This is a genomic window from Micromonospora antibiotica, from assembly GCF_017599305.1.
Classification (GTDB): domain Bacteria; phylum Actinomycetota; class Actinomycetes; order Mycobacteriales; family Micromonosporaceae; genus Micromonospora; species Micromonospora antibiotica.
In genome coordinates, this window is sequence record NZ_JAGFWR010000033.1 from 44,958 (window position 1) to 70,468 (window position 25,511).

Sequence of the window (25,511 nt, forward strand, 5' to 3'; positions counted from 1 at the left end):
GTGTCGCCCGGCGCGCTCACGGCGCGGGTCGCGGGGCCACATTGTGCCCGCGTTTGGCCCGCTGGATCTCGCCGTAGACGTGTGTGCGCAGCTCGGTGAACCGGGGCAGGGCGCGGGTGGTGATCTGGTCGCGCTCGGCCGGCAGGTCGACCGCGACGTCCTCGCGGACCCGGGTCGGCGCGTGGGACAACACGAGCACCCGTTGCCCGAGGTAGACCGACTCGTCGATGTCGTGGGTGACGAACAGCACCGAGATCCCGCGCCGGGCGTGCAGCTCACGCACCAGGTCCTCCAGGTCGGCCCGGGTCTGCGCGTCCACGGCGGCGAACGGCTCGTCCATGATCAGGACCTCGGGCTGGTACGCCACGGCCCGCGCGATCGCCACCCGCTGCTGCATCCCGCCGGAGAGCTGCCACGGGTGGCTGCGGGCGGCGTGCGCCAGACCCACCGCGTCGAGCGCGTCGGTGACCAGGGTGTCCCGCTGCGCGCGGGAGAGCTTCTTGTGCCGCAGCGGCAGCTCGACGTTGCCGCGCACCGTCAGCCACGGGTAGAGGCTGCGGCCGTACTCCTGGAACACCACGGCCATGGCGGGGCTGGGGCCGGTCACCGGCGTCCCGTGCATCTCGACCACACCGCCGGTGGGGCGCAGCAGACCGGCGAGGCACTTCAGCAGGGTGGTCTTGCCACACCCGGACGGTCCGACGATGCAGACGAGTTCGCCGGCGTCCATCGTGAAGCTGAGGTCCCCGATCGCCTCGACGTCGCCGGTGGGGGACTCGTAGACCTTGCGTAGCTGCTCCACCCGCAGCAGGGTGCCCCGGTCAGGCACGGTTGACCTCCCTGATTCCGTGGTACCAGCGCAGCACGCGCCGTTCGACGAGCCCGAAGACGACGGCGAGGAGTACGCCGACCCCGCCGAGCAGCAGGATGCCGCTCCACATCTCGGCGATGAGGTAGTTGCGTTGGAAGTAGGCGATCCGGTAACCCAGCCCGGCCGACGAGGCGAACATCTCGGAGATGACCATCAGGATGAGCGCGACCGAGAGGGCCTGCCGCACGCCGGCCATGATCCGGGGGCTGGCGGCGGGGAGGACCAGGAACCACAGCCGCTCCCACCAGGTGACCCGGAACGACCGCGCGGTCTGCGTCAGCACGCTGTCGATGCCCCGGACCCCCTCGATCGTGTTCAGCAGGATCGGCCAGACCGCGCCGGAGACGATCACCACGACCTTCATGGTGTCGGTGATCCCGAGCAGGATCATCATCACCGGGATCAGCACCGGCGGCGGGACCGCCCGGAGGAACTCCAACAGCGGTTCGAGTAGTTCCCGCAGCCACGGGGTCAGGCCGATGACGGTGCCGGCGGCGACGCCGAGCACGATCGACGCGGCGACGCCGAGGCCGAGGCGGGCGAGGCTGGGCAGCACGTCCTCGACGAACGCCGGCCCGATCCAGGTGTCGACGAAGGCGTCGGCGATCGTCACCGGGTCGGGGAAGAACCGGCTCGTCGTCCTGGTCGCCACCAGGCCCCACAGCACCAGCAGCAGCACCGGCAGCCCGAGCGCGTGCAGCATGCCCGCCGCGGTGCGGTGACCGACCGCGCGGCGGCGCGGCGGGGTCACCGTCCTCCCCGGGTACGCGGTCACAGCGCCCGCTCCCCACGGACGGACTCGTGCCAGGACAACGTCCGCCGCTCGACGAACCGGAACACGAGGTTCACCGCCAGCCCGAGCAGTCCGGTGACCACGACGAGGGCGTACAGGCCGACCGCGTCGCCGGCGGAGCGGGACAGCTCGATCATGCGGCCGAGGCCCGGGTTGCCGATCACCATCTCCGCGGTGACGGCCAGGATGAGCGCCACCGCCGCCGCCAGCCGCAGGCCGGTCAGCAGGTACGGCAGGGTGGTCGGCAGGACGAGGTGCGTCCACCGTTCCCAGCGGCGCAGGCCGAAGCTGAGCGCGGTGTCCCGGGCGACCGTGTCGACGTCGGCGACCCCGTAGATCACCTGCACGAACACCTGCCAGAACGACGCGTAGACGATGATGACCAGGGCGGCCTGCCGTTGGATGCCGAACATCAGCACGGCGAGCGGGATGAGGGCGACCGACGGGATGGGGCGCAGGAACTCGACCATCGTGTGGGTGGCCCGCCGCAGGAACGGCACCAGGCCGACGACCGTACCGAGACCGACGGCGGCGATCGTCGCCACCGTCAGGCCGATCGCCCAGGAGGTCATGGTGCTGCCCAGCCGCCGCCAGAACGCGAGGTCGACGAGTTGTTCGGACAGCCGGGCCAGCACGTCCGTCACGTACGGCAGGTACTGCGGGTCGATCAGGCCGAGTGCCGGGACGCTCTGCCAGACGGCGAGGAACCCGGCCAGGCCGGCGACGCCCAGCAGCGCCCTGCGTGACGCGCGGGGGCGTCGGGTGGGGGGCAGGCGCATGTCACCTCCGTGGTCGCGGGGGCGCGGCCGGCCCGTCCCGGTGCGTGACCCGGGACGGGCGGTGCCGCCCCGGGTCACTGCTGACGGATGAGCCGGTCGAGGTCGGGCTGCCGGTCGAGCACCCGGTACTTCTGCGCGAGTTCGGCGAGCTTCTGCAGGCTCGCCCGGTCGACGTCCCAGCCGAACGCCGGGAGCCGGACCGACTCCGCCACCGGCGGCGGCAGTTGGAGGTTGTCCTTGATGGCCTGTCGTACGGCCGGCTGGTTGGCGGGGTCCCGCGCCCACTCCAGGGTCTTCCTCATCGCCGCGGAGAAGTCCCCGACCAGCTTGGCGTCCTTGTCGGTGCGGGCGGTCGTGGTGATCGTGGTGAGGGTGGCCAGGCCGGGGACGACCGCCTGGTAGGGGGCGACGACCAGGGTGTCGCCCCGGCCCTTGAGCTGGGTGACGAAGGGTTCGGGCACCCAGGCGGCGTCGATGTTGCCCGCCGCCAGTTGGGCCGGGGCGTCGGGGAAGGCCACCTCGACGAACTTGATCTTTTTGGGGTCGCCGCCGTCCTGCTCCACCGCCGCCATGATGGTGACGTCGCCGGCCGCGCCCAGGCTGTTGACCGCGACCCGTTTGCCGGCGAGGTCGGCCGGTCGCCTGATGCCGGACTTCGCCGAGGCGACCACGGCGTTGATGTCGTCGCCGTCGGCGTACGAGGAGGCGTAGTTGCCGATGATGACGACGCCGAGGTTCTGCAGGTCGGCGCGGAACGGGCCGAAGGGCTGGCCGATCGCGAAGTCGATGTCGCCGTTCATCAGCGCCGGGATGGCCTGCGCGCCGCCCTGGGCGGGGACCACCTCGACCTGGAGCCCCCGCTCGGCGAAGATGCCCGCCTTGATGCCGCCCCACAGCGCGGCGGTCTCGGTGATCGGCAGCGCCGCGACCCGGACCTTGCGCAGGTCGCCGGAGGTCGGCGCGGACGGGGTGGACGCGTCGGAGTCGGTACATCCGGTGAGGGCGATCGCGGTGACGGCGATCAACCCGAGAGCCATGACCTTCTTCATTGACGAGGCCCTTCCTGGGCGGGGGTGGTGGGGTGCGTCGGAAGCCGGCGGGATGCCTCGGATCTGCGGGGGACGACCGCTGCGTGAGGGGCGTACGCCGCTGTGTTGGCCATGGTCAGCCACCCCGGCATCGAAAGTCAAGAATTTCTGACGCCCGTCATGGATAAGTTGAACGACGGTGCGTCATGGCGGCGTCGCCCCCGTCACACCTGACGGCAGGGGGCATCGCGGGGTGCCCGCCACCCCGGGCTGAGCTGCGGTCCGGCCCGGTCAGACCTCGGGCAGGCCCACGTAGTTCTCGGCCAGGCTCGTCGCATAGGCGCGGGAGGTGGCGGCGTACCGCAGCGTCGCGGTCTGCAACTTCGCCTCGTACGGGTCGTCGTGCGCCAACCGGTGCAGCATCGAGGTCATCCACCAGGAGAAGTGCTGCGCCCGCCACACCCGGCGCAGCGCGGTGGTCGAGTAGCCGGCCAGCAGGTCGGTGCGGCCGTGGTCGTACCAGGCGGCGAACGCGTCGCCGAGCAGCGCCACGTCGGCCAGCGCCAGGTTCATGCCCTTCGCCCCGGTCGGCGGGACGATGTGCACGGCGTCCCCGGCCAGGTACAGCCGCTCCCACTGCATCGGCTCCACCACGAAGCTGCGCATCGGGGTGATCGACTTCTCCAGCACCGGTCCCTCGGTGAGCGACCAGCCCGGCACCGTCTCTAGCCGGACCCGCAGCTCCGCCCAGATCCGCTCGTCCGGCCACGCGGCGAGGTCCTCGTCGGGGGCGACCTGGAGGTAGAGCCGGGAGACCTGCGGTGAGCGCATGCTGTAGAGGGCGAAACCCCGCTCGTGGTGGGCGTAGACGAGTTCCTCCACGGCCGGCGCGGCGGCGGCGAGCACCCCCAGCCAGGCGAACGGGTACGCCCGTTCGTAGCTGGTCAGCACCCCGTCGGGCACCGCGCCCCGGCTCACCCCGTGGAACCCGTCGCAGCCGGCCACGAAGTCGCAGCGCAGCTCCTCCTCGCGGCCGTCGCGTCGGTAGTGGACCACCGGGTCGGGGGAGTCGAGCCCGTCGAGCCGGGTCACCTCGGCGTCGAACAGGATCGTGCCGCCGGCCGCGAGGCGGGCGGCGATCAGGTCCTTGACCACCTCCTGCTGCCCGTAGACGGTGATCGCCCGCCCGGTCAGCTCGGTCATCGGCACCCGGTGCGACTCCCCGGCGAAGCGCAGCTCGATGCCCTCGTGCCGCAGCCCCTCGCGGAGCAGCCGCTCGCCGAGGCCGGTGCGACAGAGCAGGTCGACCGAGCCCTGTTCGAGCACCCCGGCGCGCAGCCGGTGCTCGACGTGCTCGCGGCTGCGGCTCTCCAGCACCACCGAGGCGATGCCGTGCCGGTGCAGCAGGTGCGACAACATGAGTCCCGCCGGCCCGGCGCCGACGATGCCGACCTGGGTACGCATCCCGGTCCGTCCTTCCTGGACGCCTGACCGCCACCCGGCTCCGGCCACGGGCCGCCGGCGGTGTTCGCTGACCGAACGGGTGTTCTCTTCTAGAACGTTGGCACGTGCCCCGGCTCCCGTCAACGCCCTGCCCGGACGCCTGTCGACCGGCGTCGGGGGCGAGGCGGGACATTGACGGATGTCGCCGCCGGCCGTACGTTCGACATGAGCACGAGAGTCCGCATGGCGAACACCAGTCCGAGGCGAGGTGGCAGGCCCATGGCGAAGCTCGTCCCGCTGGCCGACGCCGTGGCGGAGTTGGTGCACGACGGCGACGTGGTGGCCCTGGAAGGGTTCACCCACCTCATCCCGTTCGCCGCCGGTCACGAGATCATCCGCCAGCGACGCCGGGAGCTGACCCTGGCGCGGATGACCCCCGACGTCATCTACGACCAGCTCATCGGGGCGGGATGTGCCCGCCGCCTGGTCTTCTCCTGGGGCGGCAACCCGGGAGTCGGTTCGCTGCACCGGTTCCGCGACGCCGTGCAGCACGCCTGGCCGGGTCCACTGGAGCTGGAGGAGCACAGCCACGCCGGGATGGCCAACCGCTACGTGGCCGGCGCGTCCGGGCTGCCGTTCGCCGTGCTGCGCGGCTACACCGGCACCGACCTGCCCCGGCACACGGCCAACATCCGACCGGTCGACTGCCCCTTCACCGGCGAGACCCTGACCGCCGTGGCGGCCCTGCGCCCCGACGTGACGGTGGTGCACGCCCAGCGCGCCGACCGGGCCGGCAACGTGCAGCTGTGGGGCATCACCGGCGTGCAGAAGGAGGCGGTGCTGGCCGCCCACCGGTCCCTGGTCACCGTCGAGGAGATCGTGGCCGAGCTGACGCCGGTGCCCGGCCAGGTGGTGCTGCCCGGCTGGGCGGTCACCGCCGTCGCCGAGGTGCCCGGCGGCGCGCACCCCTCCTACGCCCAGGGCTACTCGGTGCGGGACAACGACTTCTACCGGGCCTGGGACGCGGTCAGCCGGGACCGCGACACCTTCCGGGCCTGGCTCGACCGGCACGTGCACCGGGCCGGGGCGGCGGCGTGAACGCGCGGCCCGCCACCGGGCACCGACCGCGCCCCGGGGTGTCGACGTGAGCGGCCCGCGTCCGGGCACCGACTGGACCGCCGACGAGATGATGACCGTCGCCGCCGCCCGGCAACTGCGCGACGGCACGGCCTGCTTCGTCGGGATCGGGTTGCCGAGCACCGCGGCGAACCTCGCCCGGGTCACCCACGCCCCCAACCTGGTGCTCGTCTACGAGTCCGGCTGCCTCGGCGCGAAACCCGACCGGCTCCCGCTGTCCATCGGCGACGGCGTCCTCGCCGACACCGCCGACGCGGTGGTGTCGGTGCCCGAGGTGTTCAACTACTGGCTCCAACCCGGCCGGATCGACGTGGGTTTCCTCGGTGCGGCGCAACTCGATCGGTACGGCAACCTCAACACCACCGTCGTCGGCGACTACGCCACCCCGGCGGTCCGGCTGCCCGGTGCCGGTGGGGCGCCGGAGATCGCCGCCTCCTGCGGCGAGGTCGTGGTGATCGTGCGGCAGAACCGCCGTACGTTCACCGAACGGGTCGACTTCGTCACCTCCGTCGGGTACGGGACAGGGGCGGGGGACCGGGAACGGCTCGGCCTGCGCGGCGGCGGCCCCCGACTGGTGATCACCGACCTCGGGGTCCTCGAACCCGACCCGGTCAGCTGCGAGCTGACCCTGACCCGGCTGCACCCCGGCGTGACCCGGGAGCAGGCGCGGGCGGCGACCGGCTGGGACCTCGCCGTCGCCGAACCGCTGACCACCAACGACCCGCCGACGGCCCACGAGTTGGCGGTGCTGCGCGCGCTGGAGGCGACCAGGCACGGCACCTCTGCCGACCGGCCCCAGGCCCCAGGCCCGACCGTCTGACGGGAGACGACGATGACCGAGGACACCGCCCATCGGGCCGGCAGGGCGCCGGTGCTGCCGGCGTACCGGCGTGACGACGTCGACGTCCACCCACCCCTGCTCAGCCCCGACTACCGGTCGACGGTGGCGCGGGCACCACGGCGACCGCTGGCCCACCTGCCGCAGCGGCTGACCGAGGTCACCGGGCCGCTGCTGGGCCACGACCGGGTCGGTGACCTCGACCACGACCTGACCCGCCAGCACGACGCACCACCGCAGGGGCAGCGGATCATCGTGCACGGCCGGGTCCGCGACGGCGACGGCCGCCCGGTGCCCCACACACTGGTGGAGATCTGGCAGGCCAACGCCGCCGGACGCTACCGCCACACCGGCGACACCTGGCCGGCCCCGCTCGACCCGCACTTCGACGGCGTGGGACGCACGCTCACCGACGACCAGGGACGGTACCGGTTCGTCACCGTGCAGCCCGGGGCCTACCCCTGGCGTAACCACGACAACGCCTGGCGGCCGGCGCACATCCACTTCTCCCTCTTCGGTCGGGCGTTCACCCAACGCCTGGTCACCCAGATGTACTTCCCCGGCGACCCGCTCTTCTTCCAGGACCCGGTGCTGCACTCCGTCCGTGACCCCGCAGCCCGGCAACGGCTGATCGCCCGGTACGACCACGCCGGCACCGAGCCGGAGTGGGCGCTGGCCTACGCGTTCGACATCGTGCTGCGGGGCCGGGAGGACACCCCCTTCGAGGACGGCGACGACGATGCGTGACCGGCTGGGCGTCACCCCCGCGCAGACCGTCGGGCCGTACCTGAGCATCGGGCTGCGCTGGCCCGACGGCCCGTACGTCGTCCCCGACGGCACCCCCGGCGCGTTCTGGATCCGGGGCCGGATCGTCGACGGCGCCGGGGACCCCGTGGTCGACGCGCTGGTGGAGAGTTGGCAGGCCGACCCGGACGGCCGGTTCGACCACCCGGACGACCCGCGTGGGGCCCGGCCACCGGCGCTCGCCGGGTTCCGGGGATTCGGGCGCAGCGAGACCGACGACCAGGGCTGCTACCGGCTGCTCACCGTCCGACCGGGGGCGTTGCCCGACCCGGACGGCGGTGTCGAGGCACCGCACCTGACCCTGTCGGTCCTCGGCCGGGGGCTGCTGCACCGCCTGGTGACCCGGCTCTACTTCCCCGACGAGCCGGCGGCGAACGCCACCGACCCGGTGCTGACCGGCATCGACCCCGACCGCCGCGACACCCTGCTGGCCGCTGCCGCGCCGGACGGGTTCCGCTTCGACATCCACCTGCAGGGTGACCGTGAGACCGTCTTCTTCGCCCTCTGACGGCCTGCTCTCCGGCCTGTCCGGCAACCCGGACGTGGACGGCGAACTCGACGATCCGGCCCTGCTGCGGGCGCTGCTCGACGCGGAGGCCGCACTCGCCCGGGCCGGTGCGGACGCCGGGGTGCTGCCGGCCGCGGCGGCCGACGCGATCGTCGCCCGCTGCCACGCCGAGCGGTACGACCCGGCGGCACTCGGCCGGGCCGCCGACGCGGCCGGAAACCCGGTCGTCCCGCTCGTGCGGGAGCTGACCGCCGCCGTGCCCGGGCCCGCCCGGGGGTGGGTGCACCACGGAGCGACCAGCCAGGACATCATGGACACCGCGCTGAGCCTGGTGGCCGTCCGGGCACTCGGGCCGGTGCTGCGCCACCTCGACGCGGCCGTCGCCGCCGCCGCCCGGCTCGCCGACACCCACCGCGACACCGTGCTGGTCGGCCGGACCCTCGGACAGCAGGCGGCACCCACCACGTTCGGGCTCACCGCCGCAGGCTGGCTGACCGGCCTCACGCAGGCCCGTGACCGGCTCCGACAGGCCGGCGACGGGCAGCCCGCGCAACTCGGCGGTGCGGTCGGCACCCTGGCCGCACTCGGCCCGGCCGGCCCCGAGGTCGCCGCCCGGTTCGCCGCCCGGCTGGGACTGCCCGCGACCGCGCTGCCCTGGCACACCCGACGACAGCCCCGCCTCGACCTGGCCGCCGCCCTCGGGGGCCTGCTCGCGGCCACCGGCAAGGTGGCGCTCGACGTCGGGCTACTCGCCCGCACCGAGGTCGGTGAGGTCGCCGAGGGCGGCACCGGCCGGGGTGGCTCCTCGGCCATGCCGCACAAACGCAACCCGGTGGACTCGATCCTGATCGGTGCCGCCGCGCGCCGTGGTCCGGGCCTCGTCGCCACGTTGTACGCCGCAGCGGTGCAGGAACACGAGCGGGCCGCCGGTGGCTGGCACGCCGAATGGGAGCCGCTGCGCGACCTGCTGCACCTGGCCGGCGGCGTCAGCGGCCGGTGCGCCCGGCTGCTGGCCGGGCTGCGGGTCGATCCAGGGCGGATGCGGGCGAACCTCGACGCGACCGGTGGGCGGGTGCTCGCCGAGGCCGTCGCCGCCCGGCTGGCCCCCGCCGTCGGGCGCGACGTCGCGCACGACCTGGTCGCCCGCGCCGCCGCCGCACCCGCGTTCCGCGCCGCGCTGCTCGCCGACCCCGAGATCCGCGCCCACCTGTCCGGGACGGAGATCGACGAGGCGCTCGACCCGTACCGCTGGCTCGGGTCGGCCGGCGTGTTCGTCGACCGGGCGTTGGCCGCCGCCCGGGCAGCGCAGGCATGACCGCCCGGCTGCACCTCACCGTCGACGGTCCGGCCGCCGCGCCGGTGCTGCTGCTCGGCGGCTCCCTCGGCACCGCCGCCGCGATGTGGCAACCCCAGGTCCCGGCGCTCGCCGAGCGGTTTCGGGTCATCCGGTACGACCATCTGGGCCACGGTCGGTCGGCGGTGCCGGCCGGGCCGTACACCCTGGATCTGCTGGGCCGGGAAGTGCTGCGGACGCTGGACCGTCTCGACGTGCCGTGGGTCCACTACGCGGGGTTGTCCCTCGGCGGCATGGTCGGCATGTGGCTCGCCGCCCACGCGCCCGACCGGGTGCGGCGGCTGGCCCTGCTGTGCACCTCGGCGTGGCTCGGCCCGGCCGGGCCGTGGCGGGAACGGGCGGCGACGGTGCGCGCCGGTGGCCTGCCGGCGATCGCCGACGCGGTGGTGGCCCGCTGGTTCACCCCGGCGTTCGCCACCGCCCGGCCGGACGTGGTGGCCGCGCACCGCGCCATGCTGACCGCGACCTCCCCGGCCGGATACGCGGCCTGCTGCGAGGCGATCGCCGCGATGGACCTGCGTCCCGACCTGGGCCGGATCGTCACACCGACCCTGGTCGTCGCGGGCGCGGACGACCCGGCCACCCCGGTGGCACACGCCCGGGAGATCGTCGGACGCGTCCCCGGTGCGCGGCTGGTCGTCCTCGACGCCGCGGCGCACCTGGCCAACGTCGAGCAACCCGCGCGGGTGGGCCGACTGCTGCGGGAACACTTCGAGGAACCGGGTGGATGATGGACGACCACGAGCGGCACGAGGCCGGTATGACGGTACGCCGGCAGGTGCTCGGCGACGCGCACGTCGACCGCGCGGTCGCCGGCACCGACGGGTTCACCGCCGACTTCCAGGACTTCATCACCCGCTACGCCTGGGGGGAGGTGTGGACCCGTCCCGGCCTCGACCGGCGTACCCGCAGCTGCATCACCCTCGCCGTGCTCGCCGCCCTGCGCCACGAGGAGGAGCTGGCGTTGCACGTACGGGCCGCGCTGGGCAACGGGCTGACCGAACAGGAGGTGGCGGAGGTCCTGCTCCAGGTGGGCGTCTACGCTGGCGTACCGGCGGCGAACCGGGCGTTCACGGTGGCCCGGGAGGCCCTGCGGCGGGAGGCTGGGTGAGGTGGGCGGTCAGGCGGCACGGTCACCGGAGTTCGTGCAGTCGTTGGAGCGTGGGCTCGCGGTGATCCGGGCGTTCGACGCCGAGCATCCGCAGCTCACCCTGAGCGACGTGGCCCGCCGCACCGGGCTGACCCGGGCCGCGGCCCGCCGGTTCCTGCTCACCCTGGTCGAGCTGGGGTACGTGCACACCGACGGCCGGCTGTTCTCGCTGCGGGCGCGGATCCTCGCCCTCGGCTACGCCTACCTGTCCGGCCTGGGCCTGCCCGAGATCGCCCAGCCGCACATGGAAGCGTTGGTCGCGCAGGTGCACGAGTCCTGCTCGGTGTCGGTGCTCGACGGCGACGAGGTGGTCTACGTCGCCCGGGTGCCCACCAAACGGATCATGACGGTGGGGATCAGCGTCGGCACCCGGTTCCCCGCGTACGCCACGTCGATGGGTCGGGTGCTGCTCGCGGCGCAACCCGCAGACCGGCTGGCCGACTACCTCGCCACCGCGCGGCTGCAACAGTTGACCCGGCGTACCGTCACCGACCCGGCGAAGCTACGGGCGATCCTGACGAAGATCGCCGCCCAGGGGTACGCGATCGTGGACCAGGAGTTGGAGGAGGGTTTACGGTCGCTGGCCGCGCCGGTCCACGGTGCGCACGGCGCGGTGGTCGCGGCGGTGAACCTGTCCGCCCACGCCAGCCGGGGGTCGTTCGAGCTGATCCGGCGGGAACTGCTCCCACCGCTGCTGGCCACGGCCCGGCGGATCGAGGAGGACCTGCGTGGCCCGTCCTGAACCGGCCGCCACCGCCCCGGGCCCGTCGGCACCGGCGCCCTGTCGTCACTGGACCCGGTAGAGCCGGCTCGCCGGGTCCACGACGGCGGTCAACTGCCGGCCGGGCACGAGTCCCGGATCGACGGGCCGGACCGTGTCCGCCTCGAAGGGGGCGAAGCCGGGCCCGCTGATCCGCAGGCGCAGGGCGAGCCCCGGGTCCTCTCCGCCCAGGTGGTGCGCGACGGAGAGCACCTCGGCCGTGGCGGCGACCCCGGTGGCGTCGAGCTGGCGGGCGTCGCGGCGGGACCGGTCGACCACCCGCCAGCCGAAGACACCGAAGCCGACCCCGACGATCGTGGTGAACACCCCGCCGGCGACGGTCCCCAGTGCTCCCCGGCGGACACCGCCAGGTCGCCGGTCACGTCGGCGGCGAGCAGGACCGGGCCGGGCAGGCAGATGGCCACGAAGACCAGCCGGCAGAGCAACGCGCCGACCGGACCGATGCGGGATTCCGCCTCCCGGGGTGCGCTCGTCATTCCGGCACCCTAGAACACCGCTCGTCGTCCGGGCACCCCCGTAGCGCCGCCCGTCGTCCGGGCACCCGGGGGTCGTGCGGATGGGTCGGCACCAGGCCCCGGCCCACCCGCACGGACTGCTTCCCCGGCTGCGCGACGGTCAGCTGCCGGTACAGGTGGCGGTGGCGCCGGCGCCGGTCCCGGTGCCCTGGAACCCGAAGCTGGTGCCCTGCCCGGCGCCCAGCCGTCCGTTGTAGCTCTGGTTGGTGACGGTGATGGTGCCGCTCGTGCCGGTGGCGACGCCGTTCCACACCGAGCTGACCGCAGCGCCGCCCGGCAGGGTGAGGGTGACCCGCCAGCCGGTGAGCGCGCTGGTCCCCGCAGTGACGCTGACGTTGGCGACGAATCCGCCGTTCCACTGGTCCTGCACGGCGTAGACGGCGGTGCAGCCGGCGCCACCGGGCGGGGGAGTGGTGGGCGGGGGCGTCGTCGGCGGTGGGGTCGTCGGCGGGGGAGTGGTCGGCGGTGGGGTGGTGGGCGGTGGGGTGGTCGGCGGCGGACCGTCGAGCGTCAGGTTCTTCTGCTGGACGGTCCACTGGGTGCGGCACAGCCCGCAGTTCGCGCCGACGAAGTTGCCGCCGGCGGTGGTGTCGCCCTTGAGCCGCCACTTGAGGTAGAGCACCGCCACCCGGCCGAACTCGCCCCCGTTGGGCTGGTCGTAGGTGCCGCCGTGCCCGACGTTCAGGTTGCCCATGAAGGCGGGCAGCCCGGCGGGCAGCTTGCCCCAGTCGTCGATGGCGTTGGGGTAGGCGATGTCGCTGGGCCCGCCGACGAAGTAGGCGATCGGTTTGGTGAGCCTTCGCAGCTGGTAGTCGTCGGCGTCGTTGAGCAGGCCGCTGCTGAAGATGCCGGTGGTGGTGACGCGCGGGTCGTTGGAGACGGCGTACGCCTCCAGGCCGCCGCAGGAGAAGCCGGCGACGGCGACCTTGCCGGTGTCGATCCGGTTGTAGTACTTGCTGCCCTGGCGGGAGTTCTCCGCCACCGCCCAGTCGATGGACTGGGTGAGCATCTGCGAGTTGGTGGAGCCGGAGGCGTTCGGGCCGCCGTTGGCGATGGCCAGGAAGCCGTGCGAGGCGATCTCACGCAGGAAGTTGCCCTGCGAGAGACCGTTGGCCGAGCAGCCGCCGTTGCCCCACACCAGGATCGGCAGGCGTTCGGTCGGCAGCGTCTGGGGTCGGAAGATGGTGTGGTTGGGCAGGCTGGTCGCGGTTTCGTAGTCGGCGGGATAGGGCCCCGATCCGCCGACTGCGGCGTCGGCCGGCGTCGCGCCGAGGGCCATCAGCACGGCTGCTGCCGGCACCAGCGCGGCGGTCAGGCCCGCGTACAGCTTCGATCTCCTTGGCATGCACCCTCCTGCGGGTGTCGGCGGTGGCACCCCCTGCGGTGGCGGGTCTGCCGCCGGGCCCGACCAGGGTGGTCAGCGCCGGCAACGGGCGGGCCGACGTGGACGCGTCGACCGGCCGGCCGCAGTCCCCACAGGCGGTCGCGGTATGCAGTTACTATCACTGCGGTAACGAAAAGTGTCAATGTATTGCCCGTCTGGCGGACCGGTCCGACGCCGTCCGTGCGTTGCCGCCCGGACACACCCGCACCCCCGGCGTCAGCCGGTGCGGCGGAGGGCTCCGCGCGAGCCGCCGGTCGGCTCCGGGCGGGCGGCGTGGAAGTGGGTGATCCACCCGGCGGCGTCCGGCCAGTGCGGGGTGGTCACCTCGACCAGGCGGGCCTGGGCGAGCGCGCCGAGCCCCGCGTGGATGTCCAGGAAGGTCTCCCGGGCCTGCTGGCGGGGCCAGGGCATCGGCAGCAGGTGCGTGGGCAGGTCCGGGTCGGTGTCGGCGAACCTGCGCCAGGAGTCCATCGCGGAGGTCCGCGCCACCAGCGCCGTGGCCGGGTCGACCGTGCCCCGGCGGGCGGCCACCCGCAACGGCGCGAACCGCGCGACGAAGGCCGCGTAGCCGGCGGCCAGCCCGGTCAGGTCGTACGCGGCAGCCGGGCCGTGCGGTCCGGCCTCCTGGTCGAAGCGGACGTGCAGCACCGACCAGCGGGCCCCCTCGACGGGGTGCAGCAGCGCCGCCAGCTCCGCCCTGACCGGTGCGGCGTGACTGCCCGGTGTGATCCACACGCTGTCGTAGAGCCGCACGAAACCGTGCGCGGTCAACGCCCGGCGCAGCGTGTGCCGGGCCGCCTGGCCGCAGCTGGGGAGGGAGAAGGAGACCTGCACCCAGTCCCCGGTCCAGGGCGGCGGCTGCGCGCCGAAGTCCAGGAAGTGCCGCATCCGGGAGCGGTGCCGGGCGATCGCCGCAGGTGTGAGGTGGTAGACCGGCGGCCGGGTGTCGCCCCGGATCGCGATCAGGCCCCGCTTGACCAGCCGGGACAGGGCGGCCCGGGCGCTGGCCTCGGTGACCCCGAACTCCCGCAGCATCGCGATGACCGCCCCGGACGGCAGGTCGGCCGCCGCGGAGTCGAGGTATTCGCCGAGCAGGGTGGCCAGCAGGTGCTGCGGGCTCGACCCGTGCTGGGCCCGGGGGGTGCGGACGTCGTCGACGGGCTGTTCGGCGTTCACCCCGTCAGATTGCCGCACCGCCGGACGTTCGACGCCGCTGGCCGGCCCGGTGCGGCCATCCGAGGTGCCCGTGCAGCTCGTCGTTCCGCGGGCACCGGGTCGTCGGTGCCGGGCCCGCGGCGTGACCCGGCCGCCGGGAGGCCGGCTGCCGCCCGTCCGAATCGGCGGGTCGGCAGTCCCGGCGGCCGGTCAGTGGCCCATGACGAGGTCCATCACCTCGCTGCGCAGCTTGCCGAAGAGCGGCTCCTGCTTGGTGAGGATCTGGTCGCGGTCCCGAGGCAGCGGCACGTCCACGGTCGCCTTCACTGTCGACGGGCCCTTGCTGAGCACCACCACCCGGTCGGAGAGATAGACCGCCTCGTCGATGTCGTGGGTGATGAACAGGACGGACTTGTTCCACTCCCGCCACACCCGCAGGGTGAGGTCCTCCAGGCTGATCCGGGTCTGCGCGTCGACCGAGGCGAACGGCTCGTCCATCAGCAGGATCTTGGGTTTGTTGATCAGCGCGCGGGCGATCGCCACCCGCTGCTGCATGCCCCCCGACAGCTGCCACGGGTACTTCCCGATCACCGAGCGCGGCAGCCCGACGGCCTCCAACAGGCTGTCCACCGCACTGCCCACGGTGGCCCGGCTTGCGCCGGTCCGCCGCAGCGGCAGCCCGATGTTGCGCTCGACGGTGAGCCACGGGAACAGCGACCGGCTGTAGTCCTGGAACACGATCGCCATGTCCTCGGACGGGCCGTCGCCGATGGTCTCGCCGAACGACCGGACCTGGCCGGTGCTGGGTCGCATCAGCCCGGAGATGCAGTTGAGCAACGTCGTCTTGCCGCTGCCGGACGGCCCGACAATGGAGACGAACTCGCCGGCGTGCACCTCCAGGTCCACCTGCTCGATGGCCAGATGGTCGACCCCGTTGGTGGTGTATGTCTTGGACAGTCCCGCCACGACCAGCGCGGGCGAGGTGTTCTCCGGGTCGCTCATGCCGATCTCCCTACCGTCGGTCGCCCGCGGAGCGCCCACCGCTCGTACAGGCCGAAGAGTGCGTTGAACAGGATGCCGATCGCGCACGCCATCACCACGCCGGCGAACATCCGGGGGGTGTCGAACTTCTGCTGCTGGAGCAGGATCTGGTAGCCGACCCCGGAGGTGGAGGCGTACAGCTCGGAGCTGACCATCAGGACCACGGCGATGCCCAGGCTGACCCGCGCACCGGCCAGGATGCGTGGCAGCGCCGCCGGGAGCACGACGAACCGGAAGCGGTCCACCCGCCGCAGCCCGATCGCGCGGGCGCTGTTGAGGGCCAGCCGGTCGACGTTCGCCACCCCGTCCATCGCGTTGAAGACGACCGGCCAGACCGAGCCGAACGCGATGACGAAGATGGGCATCCGGTCGTTGATCCCGAGCAGCACGATCGCGATCGGGATGAGCACCACCGCGGGGGTGGCGACGCCGAGCCGCACCACCGGCGCGCACAGCCACTCCAGGCGCTGGCTGCGCCCCAGCGCCACGCCGACCAGGGTGCCCACCGACACCGCCAGGGCGTAGCCGATGCCGAGCCGGAAGATGCTCGCGCCGACGTCCGCGACGAACTCGTCGGAGGCGAAGAGCCGGTACGCCGGCCCGCTCCACCACAGGTCGACGAAGGCGGTGGCGACCCGGCTCGGCGGCGGGGTGAACGACGAGTCCCGCCAGCGCAGCAGCACCTCGGCCACCAGCACCAGGGCGAGCACCAGCCACGTGTAGGAGACCACTCGGATGAGGAACCTGCGCACTGTCTACTCCTGCCTGGACGGACGCCAGCGGATCACGCGCCGCTCGGCGAGCTGGGCGGCGATGTTGAGCAGCATGCCGGTGATGCTGACCGCGAGCACCCCGGCGTAGACCGCGTCGGCCCGCTGCGCCTCCTGGTAGCTGACGAGCACCGTGCCGACGCCGGTGGTGGCCCCGAGCAGTTCCGCGCTCAGGGTCACCACGAAGGCGATGCCGGTGGCGATACGGATGCCGGTCACCACGTACGGCAGGGTGGTCGGCAGCAGCACCCGGCGCATCGTCTCGATCCGGCCGAACTTCAGCGCCTGGGCCACCCGCAGGGTGAGCGGTTCGACGCTGCGCACCCCGTAGATGGTGTTGACCAGGACGATCCAGAACACCGAAAAGGTGACCACCGAGATCTTCATCTGCGGACCCAGCCCGATGAGCACGATCGCCACCGGGATCAGCGTCACGACCGGCATCGCCCGTCCGATGTCGATCACCAGGGAACTCGCCCGGGCCAGTGGTGCGAGGTAGCCGATCAGCAGGCCCAGCGGGATGCTGACGACCACCGCCAGGCCGAGGCTGACCGCCCAGGTGGCGAGCGTGTCGAGGTACTCCCGGACGAAGTCGGCGTCCCCGAGCAGGCTCCCGAACGCCCGCGCGACCGCGACCGGGCCGGGGAGGCCGGATGCGGGCACCACCCCGGCCGCCGCGACGGCCGCCCAGCCGGCGACCAGCAGGCCCAGGCCCGCCGCTCCCCAGATCAGCGGCTGGCCGCGCCGCAGCCCGGTGCGCAGGACGCCCATCAAGCCGACTCGTGGACGAGGCCGGAGGTGTCGACCTTGGTGCTGATCGCGCCGAACTCGTGGGCGATGTCGGCCATCTTCTGCAACGCCGCCCGGTCCACCTCGCTGGACAACTCCTCGAACTGGCTGGCCCGGATCGCCTCGACGGTGGTCTTGCCGAAATCGGCTGCCATCTGCTGCCACTCCGCCTCGTTGGCCGGGTCCTGGATCTGACGTAGCGACTCGTCCATGGCGGCCCGGAACTTCGCGATCCGGTCGGCGTTGCCGGCGACGAACTTCTCCGCCGCGACGTAGTCGGCGTAGTTGATCCGCCCCTGCACGTCGGCGTACGGCTCACCGAGCCAGACCGCCCCGCCCTCGCGCACCAGGGTCTGACCGATCGCCCCGCTGGCGTTGATCGCGTCGACCGCGCCGCCCTTCAACGAAGTGGCCATCTGCGCGCTGGGGATGTTCACGTACTTGATCTTCTTGTCGTCGCAGCCGGCCTTGCGCACGGCGGCGCTGGTGTAGACCTGGCCGGGGCCGTTGAGTTCGGTGACCCCGACAGTCTTGCCCACCAGGTCGCAGTAGCTCTTCGCGCCGCTCTTCGTGGCCGCGAAGACGCCCCGGCTGCGGGTCGGGTCCGGCGGCGTGGGATTGAAGTACGCGCCCATGACGATCTTGACCTTCACCCCCTGCGAGGCGGCCACGATGGCCCCCCAGCCACCGGAGAAGGCCAGGTCGACCTGGCCGGAGTCGGCCGCGGCGACGGCGGACGAGGCGGACGCGAGGGTGACCGGCTCCACGGCGATGCCGTGCTTGGCGAAGAGCCCCTTCTGTAGCGCCCAGACCAGGGTGATCTCGTTGGGGAAGCCGATCTGGGTGACCTTCAACGGTGCTCCCAACGACGGGTCGGCGGGAGCGCTCGCCCCGCCGTCGGAGAAGCAGCCGGACAGGGCGAGCGCGCTGACGGTGGCCAGCGCGATGCCCAGCCGTCCGCGCCCGATCAGTCCACGGTGGCGGCGGCGGTGCGGGGCGCGGTCGTGCCCCCGACGAGATGCTGCGGCGGCCCGGTCTCCCGGGGTGCGCGCCTCGGGGTCCACAAAGCAAACCATGGCGATGTCCTCCAGTGAGTTGACAGGCGTCCCGGACGGGCCCGAACCAGCCCGCGCGGCATCACCAGCGACGCGGACGCCGACCGGTGAACCGGCGACGGTGCTCCGCGTTCGCTGACGGGACCTGATGAGGGGTGAGGAGGGTGCGGCGGTATCCGATCGGGTTTGCCGATCGGACGTGGTGGGTGACGCGGGCCGGTGTCGCCAGGACTTCACGACAGGCGGCGGGATGACCGGCGCCTCGGTCACGGGCACGAGGAAGGGTGGCGGCCGTGCCGACGATGGAGCTGCGTTGACGGGTGACGGAATCCTCTATGCGAGATAGCGTCTTGTCAAGCGATTCATCGGCGGCTCTATGGCAGGGTTCGCGCACCTCGCGGCCGGTGTCGCCGTCCCGCGACAACTCCGGTAGTGGGGTTGACAGCATCAGCGGGATGGGTAAATCTATCGCTATCCGAGATGGCGTCTCTCTTGTTGATACAGACTGCCCCGGCCGACGACCCGCACGAGCACCACCGCGACCCGGGACGCAGGCGACTGGCGAACGAACAGCGAGGTTCAGCCGTGACCAACCAGCAGGACGTGGACGTGACTATCACCGGCGAATCCGCGCCGGGATTCGACCGGATACTGAGCCCGGCGGCGGTGGCGTTCCTCGCCGAACTGCACCGCCGCTTCGGTGCCCGGCGCGACGAACTCATGGCGCTGCGCGTCGCGCGGCAGGCCGCCCTGGACGCCGGGGCCGTGCTCGACTTCCTCCCCGAGACCGCGCAGGTGCGTGCCGGGGACTGGCGGGTCGCGCCCCCGGCCCCCGGTCTGGCGGACCGGCGGGTCGAGATCACCGGCCCGACCGACCGGAAGATGACGATCAACGCGCTGAACTCCGGTGCCAAGGTCTGGCTCGCCGACTTCGAGGACGCCATTACCCCGACCTGGGAAAATGTCATCTCGGGCCAGCTCAACCTCGCCGACGCGCTGGACCGCACCATCGACTTCAGCACCCCCGACGGCAGGTCCTACGCCCTCGGTGACGACCTCGCCACCATCGTCGTACGGCCCCGGGGGTGGCACCTGGACGAGAAGCACCTCCGCGTCGACGGTCAGCCGGTCGCCGGGGCGCTTGTCGACTTCGGGCTCTACTTCTTCCACTGTGCGCAGCGGCAACGCGACGCGGGCCGGGGGCCCTACTTCTATCTACCCAAACTGGAGAGCCACCGGGAAGCCCGACTGTGGAACGACATCTTCGTCTGGGCGCAGCGCGAACGCGGCATCCCGCAGGGCACCATCCGGGCCACCGTGCTGATCGAGACGATCCCGGCGGCGTTCGAGATGGACGAGATCCTCTACGAGCTGCGGGAGCACTCGGCCGGACTGAACGCCGGTCGGTGGGACTACCTGTTCAGCATCATCAAGAAGCACCGCAACCGCGGATCGGACTTCGTCCTGCCCGACCGTAACTCGGTCACCATGACCGCGCCGTTCATGCAGGCGTACTCCGAGCTGCTGGTGCGGACCTGCCACGCGCGGGGGGCGCACGCCATCGGCGGCATGGCGGCCTTCATCCCCAGCCGGCGCGACGCGCAGGTGAACGCCACCGCCCTGGCGAAGGTCCGCGAGGACAAGACCCGCGAGGCGACGATCGGGTTCGACGGGTCGTGGGTGGCGCATCCGGACCTGGTGCCGCTGTGCCGGGAGGTCTTCGACGGCGTCCTGGGCGACGCGCCGCACCAGATCGGCCGCACCCGCGACGACGTGAAGGTCGACGGCGCCGCGCTGCTGGACATCCGGTCGGCCGGTGGGCAGGTCACCGAGGCCGGCCTGCGCAACAACGTCAGCGCCGCGCTCCAGTACCTCGCGGCCTGGCTCGGCGGGCTCGGCGCGGTCGCGATCTTCAATCTGATGGAGGACGCCGCCACCGCCGAGATCGCCCGGTCCCAGGTGTGGCAGTGGGTGCACAACGACGTCGTCCTGGCCGACGGGCGGCCGGTCACCCGGGACCTGGTCGCGCAGGTGGTCGACGAGGAGATCGCCAAGATCTCCGCCGACCGGGGGCCGGCGTTCGACGCCGACGGCTACGCCGCCGCCCGCGCCCTCTTCGTCGAGGTCAGCCTCGCCGACGACTTCGTCGAATTCCTCACCCTGCCGGCGTACGAGCGGATGTCGTGAACAGTCATCGAGAAGGGATCTGATGTGGTCGAGATCGTGGGCGGCCCCGCGGCATGGCGGGGCCCGGAGATCGTGGACAGTCCGGACTGGAAGATCGAACTGACCGAGCCGCACGTCGCCGAACTCATGGCGGCCCTGGCGGCGGTGGACCGGCCCGGAGTCGGGCTGCGGGACGTCACGAAGGAGAACTTCGTGCTGCCGACACTCGCCCCGGTGCTGTCGGGCGTGGTCGACGAACTTGTCGACGGTCGCGGCTTCGTCCTGGTGCGCGGCGTCCCGGTCGAGCGGCTGACCGAACGTCAGGCCGAGCTGATGTACTGGGGCATCGGGCTGTACGTCGGCATCCCGATCCACCAGAAGACCGAGGACGACCTGCTCATCCACATCCGGGACCAGGGCGTCGACCGTAACGACCCGCTGGTGCGCGGCTTCCAGACCAGTGCCCGGTTGGACTACCACGCCGACTCCTCGGACGTGGTGGGCCTGCTGTGCATCCGCCCGGCCATGTCCGGTGGGGTCAGCACGATCGTCAGTGCGGTCGCCGTGCACGACGAGATCGTGCGACGTCGACCGGACCTGGCCGGGGCGCTGTACGCGGACTGGTGGCACGACCGGCGGTCCGGCAACGGCCCGGAGAGCTTCTTCCAGTGCCCGATCTTCGGCCGTAACGCCAGCGGCAAGCTGTTCGCGCACTACGGCCGGGCGTACATCGAGTCGGCACCCCGGGGCGAGGGCGTGCCCGACCTGACCCCGACCCAGATCGAGGCGATGGATCTGCTCGACGAACTCGACAACTCCGACGAGTTCGTGCTCAACATGAACTTCGCCCCCGGCGACATCCAGTTCCTCAACAACTACACGATCATGCACGCGCGCACCGACTACCAGGACCACCCGGAGCCGGAACGCAAGCGTGACCTGATCCGGCTGTGGCTGGTCATCGACCGTGACCTCGGCCTGCCCCCGGCCTTCGATGCCGGGGGCATCGTGCCCCGCGCGGTCGCGCTGGCCCGGTGACCCCACCGCCCACCACGTCCGGCCGGCGCGTGCGGCGACCGGACGTGGTGGGCGGGCAGGGCCACCGCGCGGACCGCACGCCCGACGCCGTCCACAGCACGATCACCCAGGTCGTGTGGCCGGGCAGGCTCGGGCGCGATCACCGCGCCGGTGGCCGGCTCACCCGGCCCGGCGGCTGCGGGTCAGCGCCAGCACGCCCAGCCCGACGGCGAGCAACCCCAGCACCAGGGCCAGGTAACCGCCACCGCGCCCGTTTCCGGTGCCGATGCCACTGTCCGAAGTGGTCACCACCAGGCCGCCCAGGGCCATGCCGGCCACCCCCGCCGCCAGGGCCAGGACGGCGCCGCGCCGACCGCCGCCGAGCCGCGCGGTGGGCCGGCCCAGCGCCAGCGCACCGACGACCAGCCCGGCCAGACCCAGCAGCGCGGCGAGCGTCGCCCCGAGTCGCCCGGCGCTCATGGTGGTGACGCCGACGGCGGCCTGCCGCGCCGAGGGGTGCGCCGATGCCGGGGCGGCGAACCAGGTCCCGCCGAGAACGACGGCGGTGACGGTCGTCGCCACCAGTCGGGACGCCCGGGAAGTGCCTACTGCCCGCATGGCGATCCGGGCGGCCGGTCGGGAGGCGACCCGGGAGCTGCGGGCCACCCTGGAGGTGCTACGGGACGACGGTGGGTCCACGCCGCGCGGTCTCGACCACGTCCCGGAACTGGTGCGTCAGGCCCGGGCAGCCGGGCTGGACACCACGCTGACCGTCGGGGGAGACCCGCACGACGTTTCGACGGCGGTCGGTCGGGCGGCGTACCGGATCGTCCAGGAGTCCCTCACCAACGTCACCCGGCACGCCGCCGCCACGGCGTCGGTCCGGATCGACTACCGTCCGGGTGCGCTCGCCATCCAGGTCGACGACGACGGCAGCGCCCTCCCGGCCGACGTGCCGACGCGCGGCGTCGGACTGCTCGGCATGCGTGAACGGGTGGCCGCGCTCGGCGGCCGGCTGCGCGCCGGACCGCGCGGGGACGGCGGGTTCACCGTCCACGCCGAGCTTCCCACGGGTGGCACGCCGTGATCCGGGTCCTGCTGGTCGACGACCAACCGCTGCTGCGTAGCGGCTTCCGTGCGTTGCTCGACATGGAGGACGACATCGAGGTGGTGGGGGAGGCCGCCGACGGTGTGGCGGCGGTGACGCTCGCCCGCCGGCACCGGCCGGACATCGCGCTGCTCGACATCCAGATGCCGGTGATGGACGGCATCGAGGCGACCCGGCGCATCGTCGCGGACCCGACCCTGACCGGGGTGCACGTGGTCATCCTGACCAACTACGGCCTGGACGAGTACGTCTTCGACGCGTTACGCGCCGGTGCGGCCGGGTTCCTGGTCAAGGACGTCGTGCCGGAGGACTTCCTGCACGCGGTCAGGGTCGCCGCTCGGGGTGACGCCCTGCTCGCGCCGTCGATCACCCGCAGACTCATCGACCGGTACGTCGCCGCCCGCCCCCGGGCCGACGCCGGCGTCGGGTTGGCCGGGCTGACCGGCCGGGAGCGCGAGACCGTCGTGCTGGTCGCGCGAGGGCTGTCCATCGCGGAGATCGCCGCCCGGTTGGTGATCAGCCCGTTGACCGCGAAGACCCACATCAACCGGGCGATGACCAAGCTCCACGCCCGCGACCGGGCCCAACTGGTGATCATCGCCTACGAGTCCGGCCTGGTCGCCCCCGGCGGAGGATGAGCGACACGGCGGCCCGGGTGTGACGTACGGGCGGGGCCGGGAGGGTGGCGGGTCGGGGCACCGGTCGGCCTCGCGGCGTGCCCGGTGGGCCGTGACATGATGACGCCCATGGGCAAGCAGCAGGACGTCGGCGGGACCGACCGTCGCAGTGGGTCGGGTGCCGCGGCGCAGGAGGCGACGGACGGTGGGGTCGAGGCCCGGCTCGCCCTCGCGCAGGACCCCGGCACGGCCCATCTGACCCTGATCGACCTGGCCGCCGACCCGTCGCCGGTGGTCCGCCGGGCGGTCGCCACCCGGGCCGACGCGCCCGCCCAGGCGCTGCGTCCGCTGACCCGCGACCCGGACCGTGAGGTGCGGGAGGCGGTGGCGAGGAACCCCGCGACCTCGATCGCCAACCTGCTGCGCCTGGTCAAGGACGCCGACCGGTGGGTCCGCTGGGCGGTCGCCGGCAATCCGGCCTGCGACGAATCGGTGCGTCGGGTGATGGCGCAGACCGCGGACAAGGAGCTGCGTGGTCTGCTCGCCGAGTCGCGGGAGCTGGAGCCGGAGCTGGCCGCGCGGCTGGTCGACGACGTCTCACCCGAGGTGCGGGAACGGCTCGCCACCCACACCCACGACCCCGAGGTGATCACCGCCCTGCTGGCCGATCGGACGGCCCGGGTACGCAAGGGGCTGGCCCGCAATCCGCGGACCACCGCTGTGCACCGCGGCGCGCTCGCCCGGGACCCGGTGCCGGACGTCCGCGCCGCGTTGGTGCTGACCGTCGAGTTGGACGAGGCGGATCTGCGCGGCCTGGTCGACGACCGGTCGGTGCAGGTGCGGATGGCGGTGGCGACGTCGGAGTTCGTCCCGCCGCACCTGCGGCAGGTGCTCGCCGACGACCCCGACGAGATGGTGGCCGGTGCGGCCCGGGAGTTCCGCCCCGGGGCGGCGACCTCCCCGGTGGTACGCGCGCCGCGCGTCGGTCACCGGGCCGGGACGCCCGGTCGCGGCCGGTCGGGCGACGCCCGGCGCTGAGTCCGGCCGGTGCCGAGTCCGGCCCGTTCCGCCGTTCCCGCCTGCGGCGGCCCTGTGCTTCCCGCCTGCGGCGGGCCCTGTGCTTCCCGCCTGCGGCGGGCCCTGTGCTCCGACGTCGCTCTGGTGGAGGTCGTCGGTGGTTGTGACCACGGGCGTCGCCGCCGGTATTCCCGGCGACGGCTGGTGGCCGACGGATCTCGGGCGGATTGATCGGGGTGGCTCTCTTCGTTTCCTTCCGACCGGACGGTAGCATTGTGTGGCTGTACTCGGGATAGGAGGCCACCAATGGCGCGCGCGACGTCTCGCCCGGAGTCGACCCGACGCCGGCAACGCTGGCCCGACGGGTACGACCCGGAGAACACCCGTAACTCGTTGATCACCAGTGCGCTGGGGTTGATCGAGCAGCGTGGCTTCGACCGCACCTCGGTGCAGGAGATCGCCGACCAGGCGCAGCTCACCAAGGGCGCCTTCTATCACCATTTCGCCAGCAAGGACGACCTGCTGCGGCACATCCAGGAGGAATACCTCGAGGCGCAGCTCGCCGCGATCCAGAAGATCGAAGCCGACAGTGACGACCCGACCGTGCGGGTACGGGAGCTGATCCGGTTCAGCCTCACCAGCGTGGCCGAGTACCGGGCCCACGTGACGATCTTCTACCAGGAGCGGCGGTATCTGACCGGGGACCTGTTCGCCGAGGTGACCCGCAAGCGTGGCCTGGTGGAGGCCGCCTTCGCCGGGATGGTCGCCGACGGTGTCGCCCGGGGGGTGTTCCGCGCGGACGTCGACCCGCGTATCGCCACCTTCGGGCTGGTCGGCATGTGCGCCTGGGCGTACCAGTGGCTCAACGTCGGTGGTCCGCTCAGCGTCGACGAGGTGGCCCGCCAGTTCGGCGCGATGGTGCTGGAGGGGCTGACCGCCCGGCCCGGCAGCTGATCCGGTGGGTGGTCGGCCCGGGTCGCCGGCCCGTAGACGCCGCCGTGAGGCGGGACGGCTCGTCGGCCGGGTGCCCGCAGGTGGTTGATCGTCAGCCGGCGAGCAGCTGGCGGGCCATGACGATGCGTTGTACCTGGTTGGTGCCTTCGTAGATCTGGGTGATCTTGGCGTCGCGCATCATCCGTTCGACCGGGTAGTCGCGGGTGTAGCCGTAGCCGCCCAGCAACTGCACCGCGTCGGTGGTGATCTCCATCGCCGCGTCCGAGGCGAAACACTTCGCCGCCGCCCCGAAATAGGTCAGGTCCGCGTCACCACGCTCGGACTTCCCGGCCGCCGCATAGGTCAACTGGCGGGCGGCCTCCAACTTCATGCCCATGTCGGCGAGCATGAACTGGATGCCCTGGAACTCCGCGACCGCCTTACCGAACTGCTTGCGC

General features: G+C 72.7%; 28 protein-coding genes. 14 read left to right on the plus strand and 14 right to left on the minus strand.

Annotation, left to right across the window (positions count from 1 at the left end; all coding sequences use genetic code 11):
* Window positions 1–16: 16 nt before the first annotated feature.
* The 5 genes from JQN83_RS30420 to JQN83_RS30440 all read right to left on the minus strand — a co-directional run bounded on the left by JQN83_RS30420 (window position 17) and on the right by JQN83_RS30440 (window position 4,935).
* Window positions 17–829 (minus strand): ABC transporter ATP-binding protein, encoded by an 813-nt coding sequence (locus tag JQN83_RS30420; RefSeq protein ID WP_208570591.1) that lies wholly within the window; start codon window positions 827–829, stop codon window positions 17–19.
* Entirely contained in the window at window positions 822–1,646 is an 825-nt protein-coding gene (locus JQN83_RS30425; protein WP_307799919.1) for an ABC transporter permease, read from the minus strand. Before JQN83_RS30425 ends, JQN83_RS30420 begins: the two co-directional genes overlap by 8 nt.
* The gene (locus JQN83_RS30430; RefSeq protein ID WP_208570592.1) at window positions 1,643–2,443 is read right to left on the minus strand and encodes an ABC transporter permease; all 801 of its coding nucleotides are present in this window, start codon (window positions 2,441–2,443) and stop codon (window positions 1,643–1,645) included. The genes JQN83_RS30425 and JQN83_RS30430 overlap by 4 nt, the downstream gene beginning before the upstream one ends.
* Before the next feature lie 74 nt (window positions 2,444–2,517).
* Window positions 2,518–3,480: an ABC transporter substrate-binding protein gene (locus JQN83_RS30435; RefSeq protein ID WP_244253536.1), complete on the minus strand. Its 963-nt coding sequence runs from the start codon at window positions 3,478–3,480 to the stop codon at window positions 2,518–2,520.
* Between the two features lie 282 nt (window positions 3,481–3,762).
* Window positions 3,763–4,935 (minus strand): 4-hydroxybenzoate 3-monooxygenase, encoded by a 1,173-nt coding sequence (locus tag JQN83_RS30440; RefSeq protein ID WP_208570594.1) that lies wholly within the window; start codon window positions 4,933–4,935, stop codon window positions 3,763–3,765.
* Between the two features lie 258 nt (window positions 4,936–5,193).
* Here JQN83_RS30440 and JQN83_RS30445 point away from each other — a divergent pair, with 258 nt between their 5' ends.
* Genes JQN83_RS30445 through JQN83_RS30480 form a run of 8 tightly spaced genes read left to right on the plus strand, consistent with a single transcriptional unit; the run spans window position 5,194 to window position 11,447 of the window.
* Complete coding sequence (locus JQN83_RS30445) at window positions 5,194–6,012, plus strand: CoA transferase subunit A (RefSeq protein ID WP_208570595.1); 819 nt, start codon at window positions 5,194–5,196, stop codon at window positions 6,010–6,012.
* A 46-nt stretch (window positions 6,013–6,058) separates the two neighbouring features.
* Window positions 6,059–6,871 (plus strand): CoA-transferase subunit beta, encoded by an 813-nt coding sequence (locus JQN83_RS30450; RefSeq protein WP_307799921.1) that lies wholly within the window; start codon window positions 6,059–6,061, stop codon window positions 6,869–6,871.
* A 12-nt stretch (window positions 6,872–6,883) separates the two neighbouring features.
* Window positions 6,884–7,636: a protocatechuate 3,4-dioxygenase subunit beta gene (gene pcaH, locus JQN83_RS30455; RefSeq protein ID WP_208570596.1), complete on the plus strand. Its 753-nt coding sequence runs from the start codon at window positions 6,884–6,886 to the stop codon at window positions 7,634–7,636.
* Window positions 7,629–8,201: a protocatechuate 3,4-dioxygenase subunit alpha gene (gene pcaG / locus JQN83_RS30460; RefSeq protein WP_208570597.1), complete on the plus strand. Its 573-nt coding sequence runs from the start codon at window positions 7,629–7,631 to the stop codon at window positions 8,199–8,201. The genes pcaH and pcaG overlap by 8 nt, the downstream gene beginning before the upstream one ends.
* A complete protein-coding gene (pcaB, locus tag JQN83_RS30465) occupies window positions 8,176–9,516 on the plus strand; it encodes a 3-carboxy-cis,cis-muconate cycloisomerase (protein ID WP_307799923.1) in 1,341 nt (446 codons plus the stop codon). Before pcaG ends, pcaB begins: the two co-directional genes overlap by 26 nt.
* Window positions 9,513–10,286: a 3-oxoadipate enol-lactonase gene (gene pcaD / locus JQN83_RS30470; RefSeq protein WP_244253537.1), complete on the plus strand. Its 774-nt coding sequence runs from the start codon at window positions 9,513–9,515 to the stop codon at window positions 10,284–10,286. Before pcaB ends, pcaD begins: the two co-directional genes overlap by 4 nt.
* Window positions 10,283–10,666, plus strand: a complete 384-nt coding sequence (gene pcaC / locus JQN83_RS30475; protein ID WP_244253538.1) for a 4-carboxymuconolactone decarboxylase — start codon at window positions 10,283–10,285, stop codon at window positions 10,664–10,666. The genes pcaD and pcaC overlap by 4 nt, the downstream gene beginning before the upstream one ends.
* Before the next feature lies 1 nt (window position 10,667).
* A complete protein-coding gene (locus JQN83_RS30480) occupies window positions 10,668–11,447 on the plus strand; it encodes an IclR family transcriptional regulator (protein ID WP_208570599.1) in 780 nt (259 codons plus the stop codon).
* Between the two features lie 45 nt (window positions 11,448–11,492).
* Here JQN83_RS30480 and JQN83_RS30485 read toward each other — a convergent pair whose 3' ends face one another.
* From JQN83_RS30485 to JQN83_RS30515, 7 genes are all read right to left on the minus strand, one after another.
* Window positions 11,493–11,792, minus strand: a complete 300-nt coding sequence (locus tag JQN83_RS30485; protein WP_208570600.1) for a hypothetical protein — start codon at window positions 11,790–11,792, stop codon at window positions 11,493–11,495.
* A 309-nt stretch (window positions 11,793–12,101) separates the two neighbouring features.
* A complete protein-coding gene (locus tag JQN83_RS30490) occupies window positions 12,102–13,346 on the minus strand; it encodes a cellulose binding domain-containing protein (protein ID WP_208570601.1) in 1,245 nt (414 codons plus the stop codon).
* A 255-nt stretch (window positions 13,347–13,601) separates the two neighbouring features.
* The gene (locus JQN83_RS30495; RefSeq protein WP_208570602.1) at window positions 13,602–14,561 is read right to left on the minus strand and encodes a PaaX family transcriptional regulator; all 960 of its coding nucleotides are present in this window, start codon (window positions 14,559–14,561) and stop codon (window positions 13,602–13,604) included.
* Window positions 14,562–14,750: 189 nt separating this feature from the next.
* Window positions 14,751–15,542 carry an ABC transporter ATP-binding protein gene (locus JQN83_RS30500; RefSeq protein WP_208570603.1) on the minus strand — a complete coding sequence of 264 codons (792 nt, stop codon included), beginning with the start codon at window positions 15,540–15,542 and terminating at the stop codon, window positions 14,751–14,753.
* Window positions 15,539–16,333 (minus strand): ABC transporter permease, encoded by a 795-nt coding sequence (locus tag JQN83_RS33555; protein ID WP_208570604.1) that lies wholly within the window; start codon window positions 16,331–16,333, stop codon window positions 15,539–15,541. Before JQN83_RS33555 ends, JQN83_RS30500 begins: the two co-directional genes overlap by 4 nt.
* 3 nt (window positions 16,334–16,336) lie before the next feature.
* Window positions 16,337–17,122 carry an ABC transporter permease gene (locus JQN83_RS30510; RefSeq protein ID WP_208570605.1) on the minus strand — a complete coding sequence of 262 codons (786 nt, stop codon included), beginning with the start codon at window positions 17,120–17,122 and terminating at the stop codon, window positions 16,337–16,339.
* Complete coding sequence (locus JQN83_RS30515) at window positions 17,122–18,216, minus strand: ABC transporter substrate-binding protein (protein WP_208570606.1); 1,095 nt, start codon at window positions 18,214–18,216, stop codon at window positions 17,122–17,124. Before JQN83_RS30515 ends, JQN83_RS30510 begins: the two co-directional genes overlap by 1 nt.
* Window positions 18,217–18,780: 564 nt before the next feature.
* Between JQN83_RS30515 and aceB the strand changes: the two genes are divergently transcribed.
* Window positions 18,781–20,382 (plus strand): malate synthase A, encoded by a 1,602-nt coding sequence (aceB, locus tag JQN83_RS30520; RefSeq protein ID WP_372444183.1) that lies wholly within the window; start codon window positions 18,781–18,783, stop codon window positions 20,380–20,382.
* A 24-nt stretch (window positions 20,383–20,406) separates the two neighbouring features.
* A complete protein-coding gene (locus JQN83_RS30525) occupies window positions 20,407–21,399 on the plus strand; it encodes a TauD/TfdA family dioxygenase (RefSeq protein ID WP_208570608.1) in 993 nt (330 codons plus the stop codon).
* Window positions 21,400–21,558: 159 nt separating this feature from the next.
* Here the strand turns inward: JQN83_RS30525 and JQN83_RS30530 are convergent, their stop codons facing one another.
* Window positions 21,559–21,960: a DUF6223 family protein gene (locus JQN83_RS30530; protein ID WP_307799925.1), complete on the minus strand. Its 402-nt coding sequence runs from the start codon at window positions 21,958–21,960 to the stop codon at window positions 21,559–21,561.
* Between the two features lie 34 nt (window positions 21,961–21,994).
* On the opposite strand from JQN83_RS30530, the gene JQN83_RS30535 reads away from it, so the two are divergent.
* The 4 genes from JQN83_RS30535 to JQN83_RS30550 all read left to right on the plus strand — a co-directional run bounded on the left by JQN83_RS30535 (window position 21,995) and on the right by JQN83_RS30550 (window position 25,074).
* Window positions 21,995–22,465, plus strand: coding sequence for a sensor histidine kinase (locus tag JQN83_RS30535; protein WP_208570609.1), 471 nt, complete (start codon window positions 21,995–21,997; stop codon window positions 22,463–22,465).
* A complete protein-coding gene (locus JQN83_RS30540; RefSeq protein ID WP_208570610.1) occupies window positions 22,462–23,124 on the plus strand; it encodes a response regulator in 663 nt (220 codons plus the stop codon). The genes JQN83_RS30535 and JQN83_RS30540 overlap by 4 nt, the downstream gene beginning before the upstream one ends.
* Before the next feature lie 108 nt (window positions 23,125–23,232).
* Window positions 23,233–24,141 (plus strand): hypothetical protein, encoded by a 909-nt coding sequence (locus JQN83_RS30545; RefSeq protein ID WP_208570611.1) that lies wholly within the window; start codon window positions 23,233–23,235, stop codon window positions 24,139–24,141.
* A 285-nt stretch (window positions 24,142–24,426) separates the two neighbouring features.
* Window positions 24,427–25,074, plus strand: a complete 648-nt coding sequence (locus JQN83_RS30550; protein WP_208570612.1) for a TetR/AcrR family transcriptional regulator — start codon at window positions 24,427–24,429, stop codon at window positions 25,072–25,074.
* A 91-nt stretch (window positions 25,075–25,165) separates the two neighbouring features.
* Here the strand turns inward: JQN83_RS30550 and JQN83_RS30555 are convergent.
* The coding region (locus JQN83_RS30555; RefSeq protein WP_279632925.1) for an acyl-CoA dehydrogenase family protein at window positions 25,166–25,511 on the minus strand (346 nt) is incomplete at its 5' end.

Coding starts and splice junctions, on each gene's coding strand:
- JQN83_RS30430 (WP_208570592.1), bottom strand. CDS start 2,443: ATGCGCCTGCCCCCCACCCGACGCCCCCGCGCGTCACGCAGGGCGCTG.
- JQN83_RS30435 (WP_244253536.1), bottom strand. CDS start 3,480: ATGGCTCTCGGGTTGATCGCCGTCACCGCGATCGCCCTCACCGGATGT.
- JQN83_RS30440 (WP_208570594.1), bottom strand. CDS start 4,935: ATGCGTACCCAGGTCGGCATCGTCGGCGCCGGGCCGGCGGGACTCATG.
- JQN83_RS30445 (WP_208570595.1), top strand. CDS start 5,194: ATGGCGAAGCTCGTCCCGCTGGCCGACGCCGTGGCGGAGTTGGTGCAC.
- pcaH (WP_208570596.1), top strand. CDS start 6,884: ATGACCGAGGACACCGCCCATCGGGCCGGCAGGGCGCCGGTGCTGCCG.
- pcaG (WP_208570597.1), top strand. CDS start 7,629: ATGCGTGACCGGCTGGGCGTCACCCCCGCGCAGACCGTCGGGCCGTAC.
- pcaD (WP_244253537.1), top strand. CDS start 9,513: ATGACCGCCCGGCTGCACCTCACCGTCGACGGTCCGGCCGCCGCGCCG.
- pcaC (WP_244253538.1), top strand. CDS start 10,283: ATGATGGACGACCACGAGCGGCACGAGGCCGGTATGACGGTACGCCGG.
- JQN83_RS30490 (WP_208570601.1), bottom strand. CDS start 13,346: ATGCCAAGGAGATCGAAGCTGTACGCGGGCCTGACCGCCGCGCTGGTG.
- JQN83_RS30500 (WP_208570603.1), bottom strand. CDS start 15,542: ATGAGCGACCCGGAGAACACCTCGCCCGCGCTGGTCGTGGCGGGACTG.
- JQN83_RS30510 (WP_208570605.1), bottom strand. CDS start 17,122: ATGGGCGTCCTGCGCACCGGGCTGCGGCGCGGCCAGCCGCTGATCTGG.
- JQN83_RS30515 (WP_208570606.1), bottom strand. CDS start 18,216: ATGGTTTGCTTTGTGGACCCCGAGGCGCGCACCCCGGGAGACCGGGCC.
- JQN83_RS30535 (WP_208570609.1), top strand. CDS start 21,995: ATGGCGATCCGGGCGGCCGGTCGGGAGGCGACCCGGGAGCTGCGGGCC.
- JQN83_RS30545 (WP_208570611.1), top strand. CDS start 23,233: ATGGGCAAGCAGCAGGACGTCGGCGGGACCGACCGTCGCAGTGGGTCG.
- JQN83_RS30550 (WP_208570612.1), top strand. CDS start 24,427: ATGGCGCGCGCGACGTCTCGCCCGGAGTCGACCCGACGCCGGCAACGC.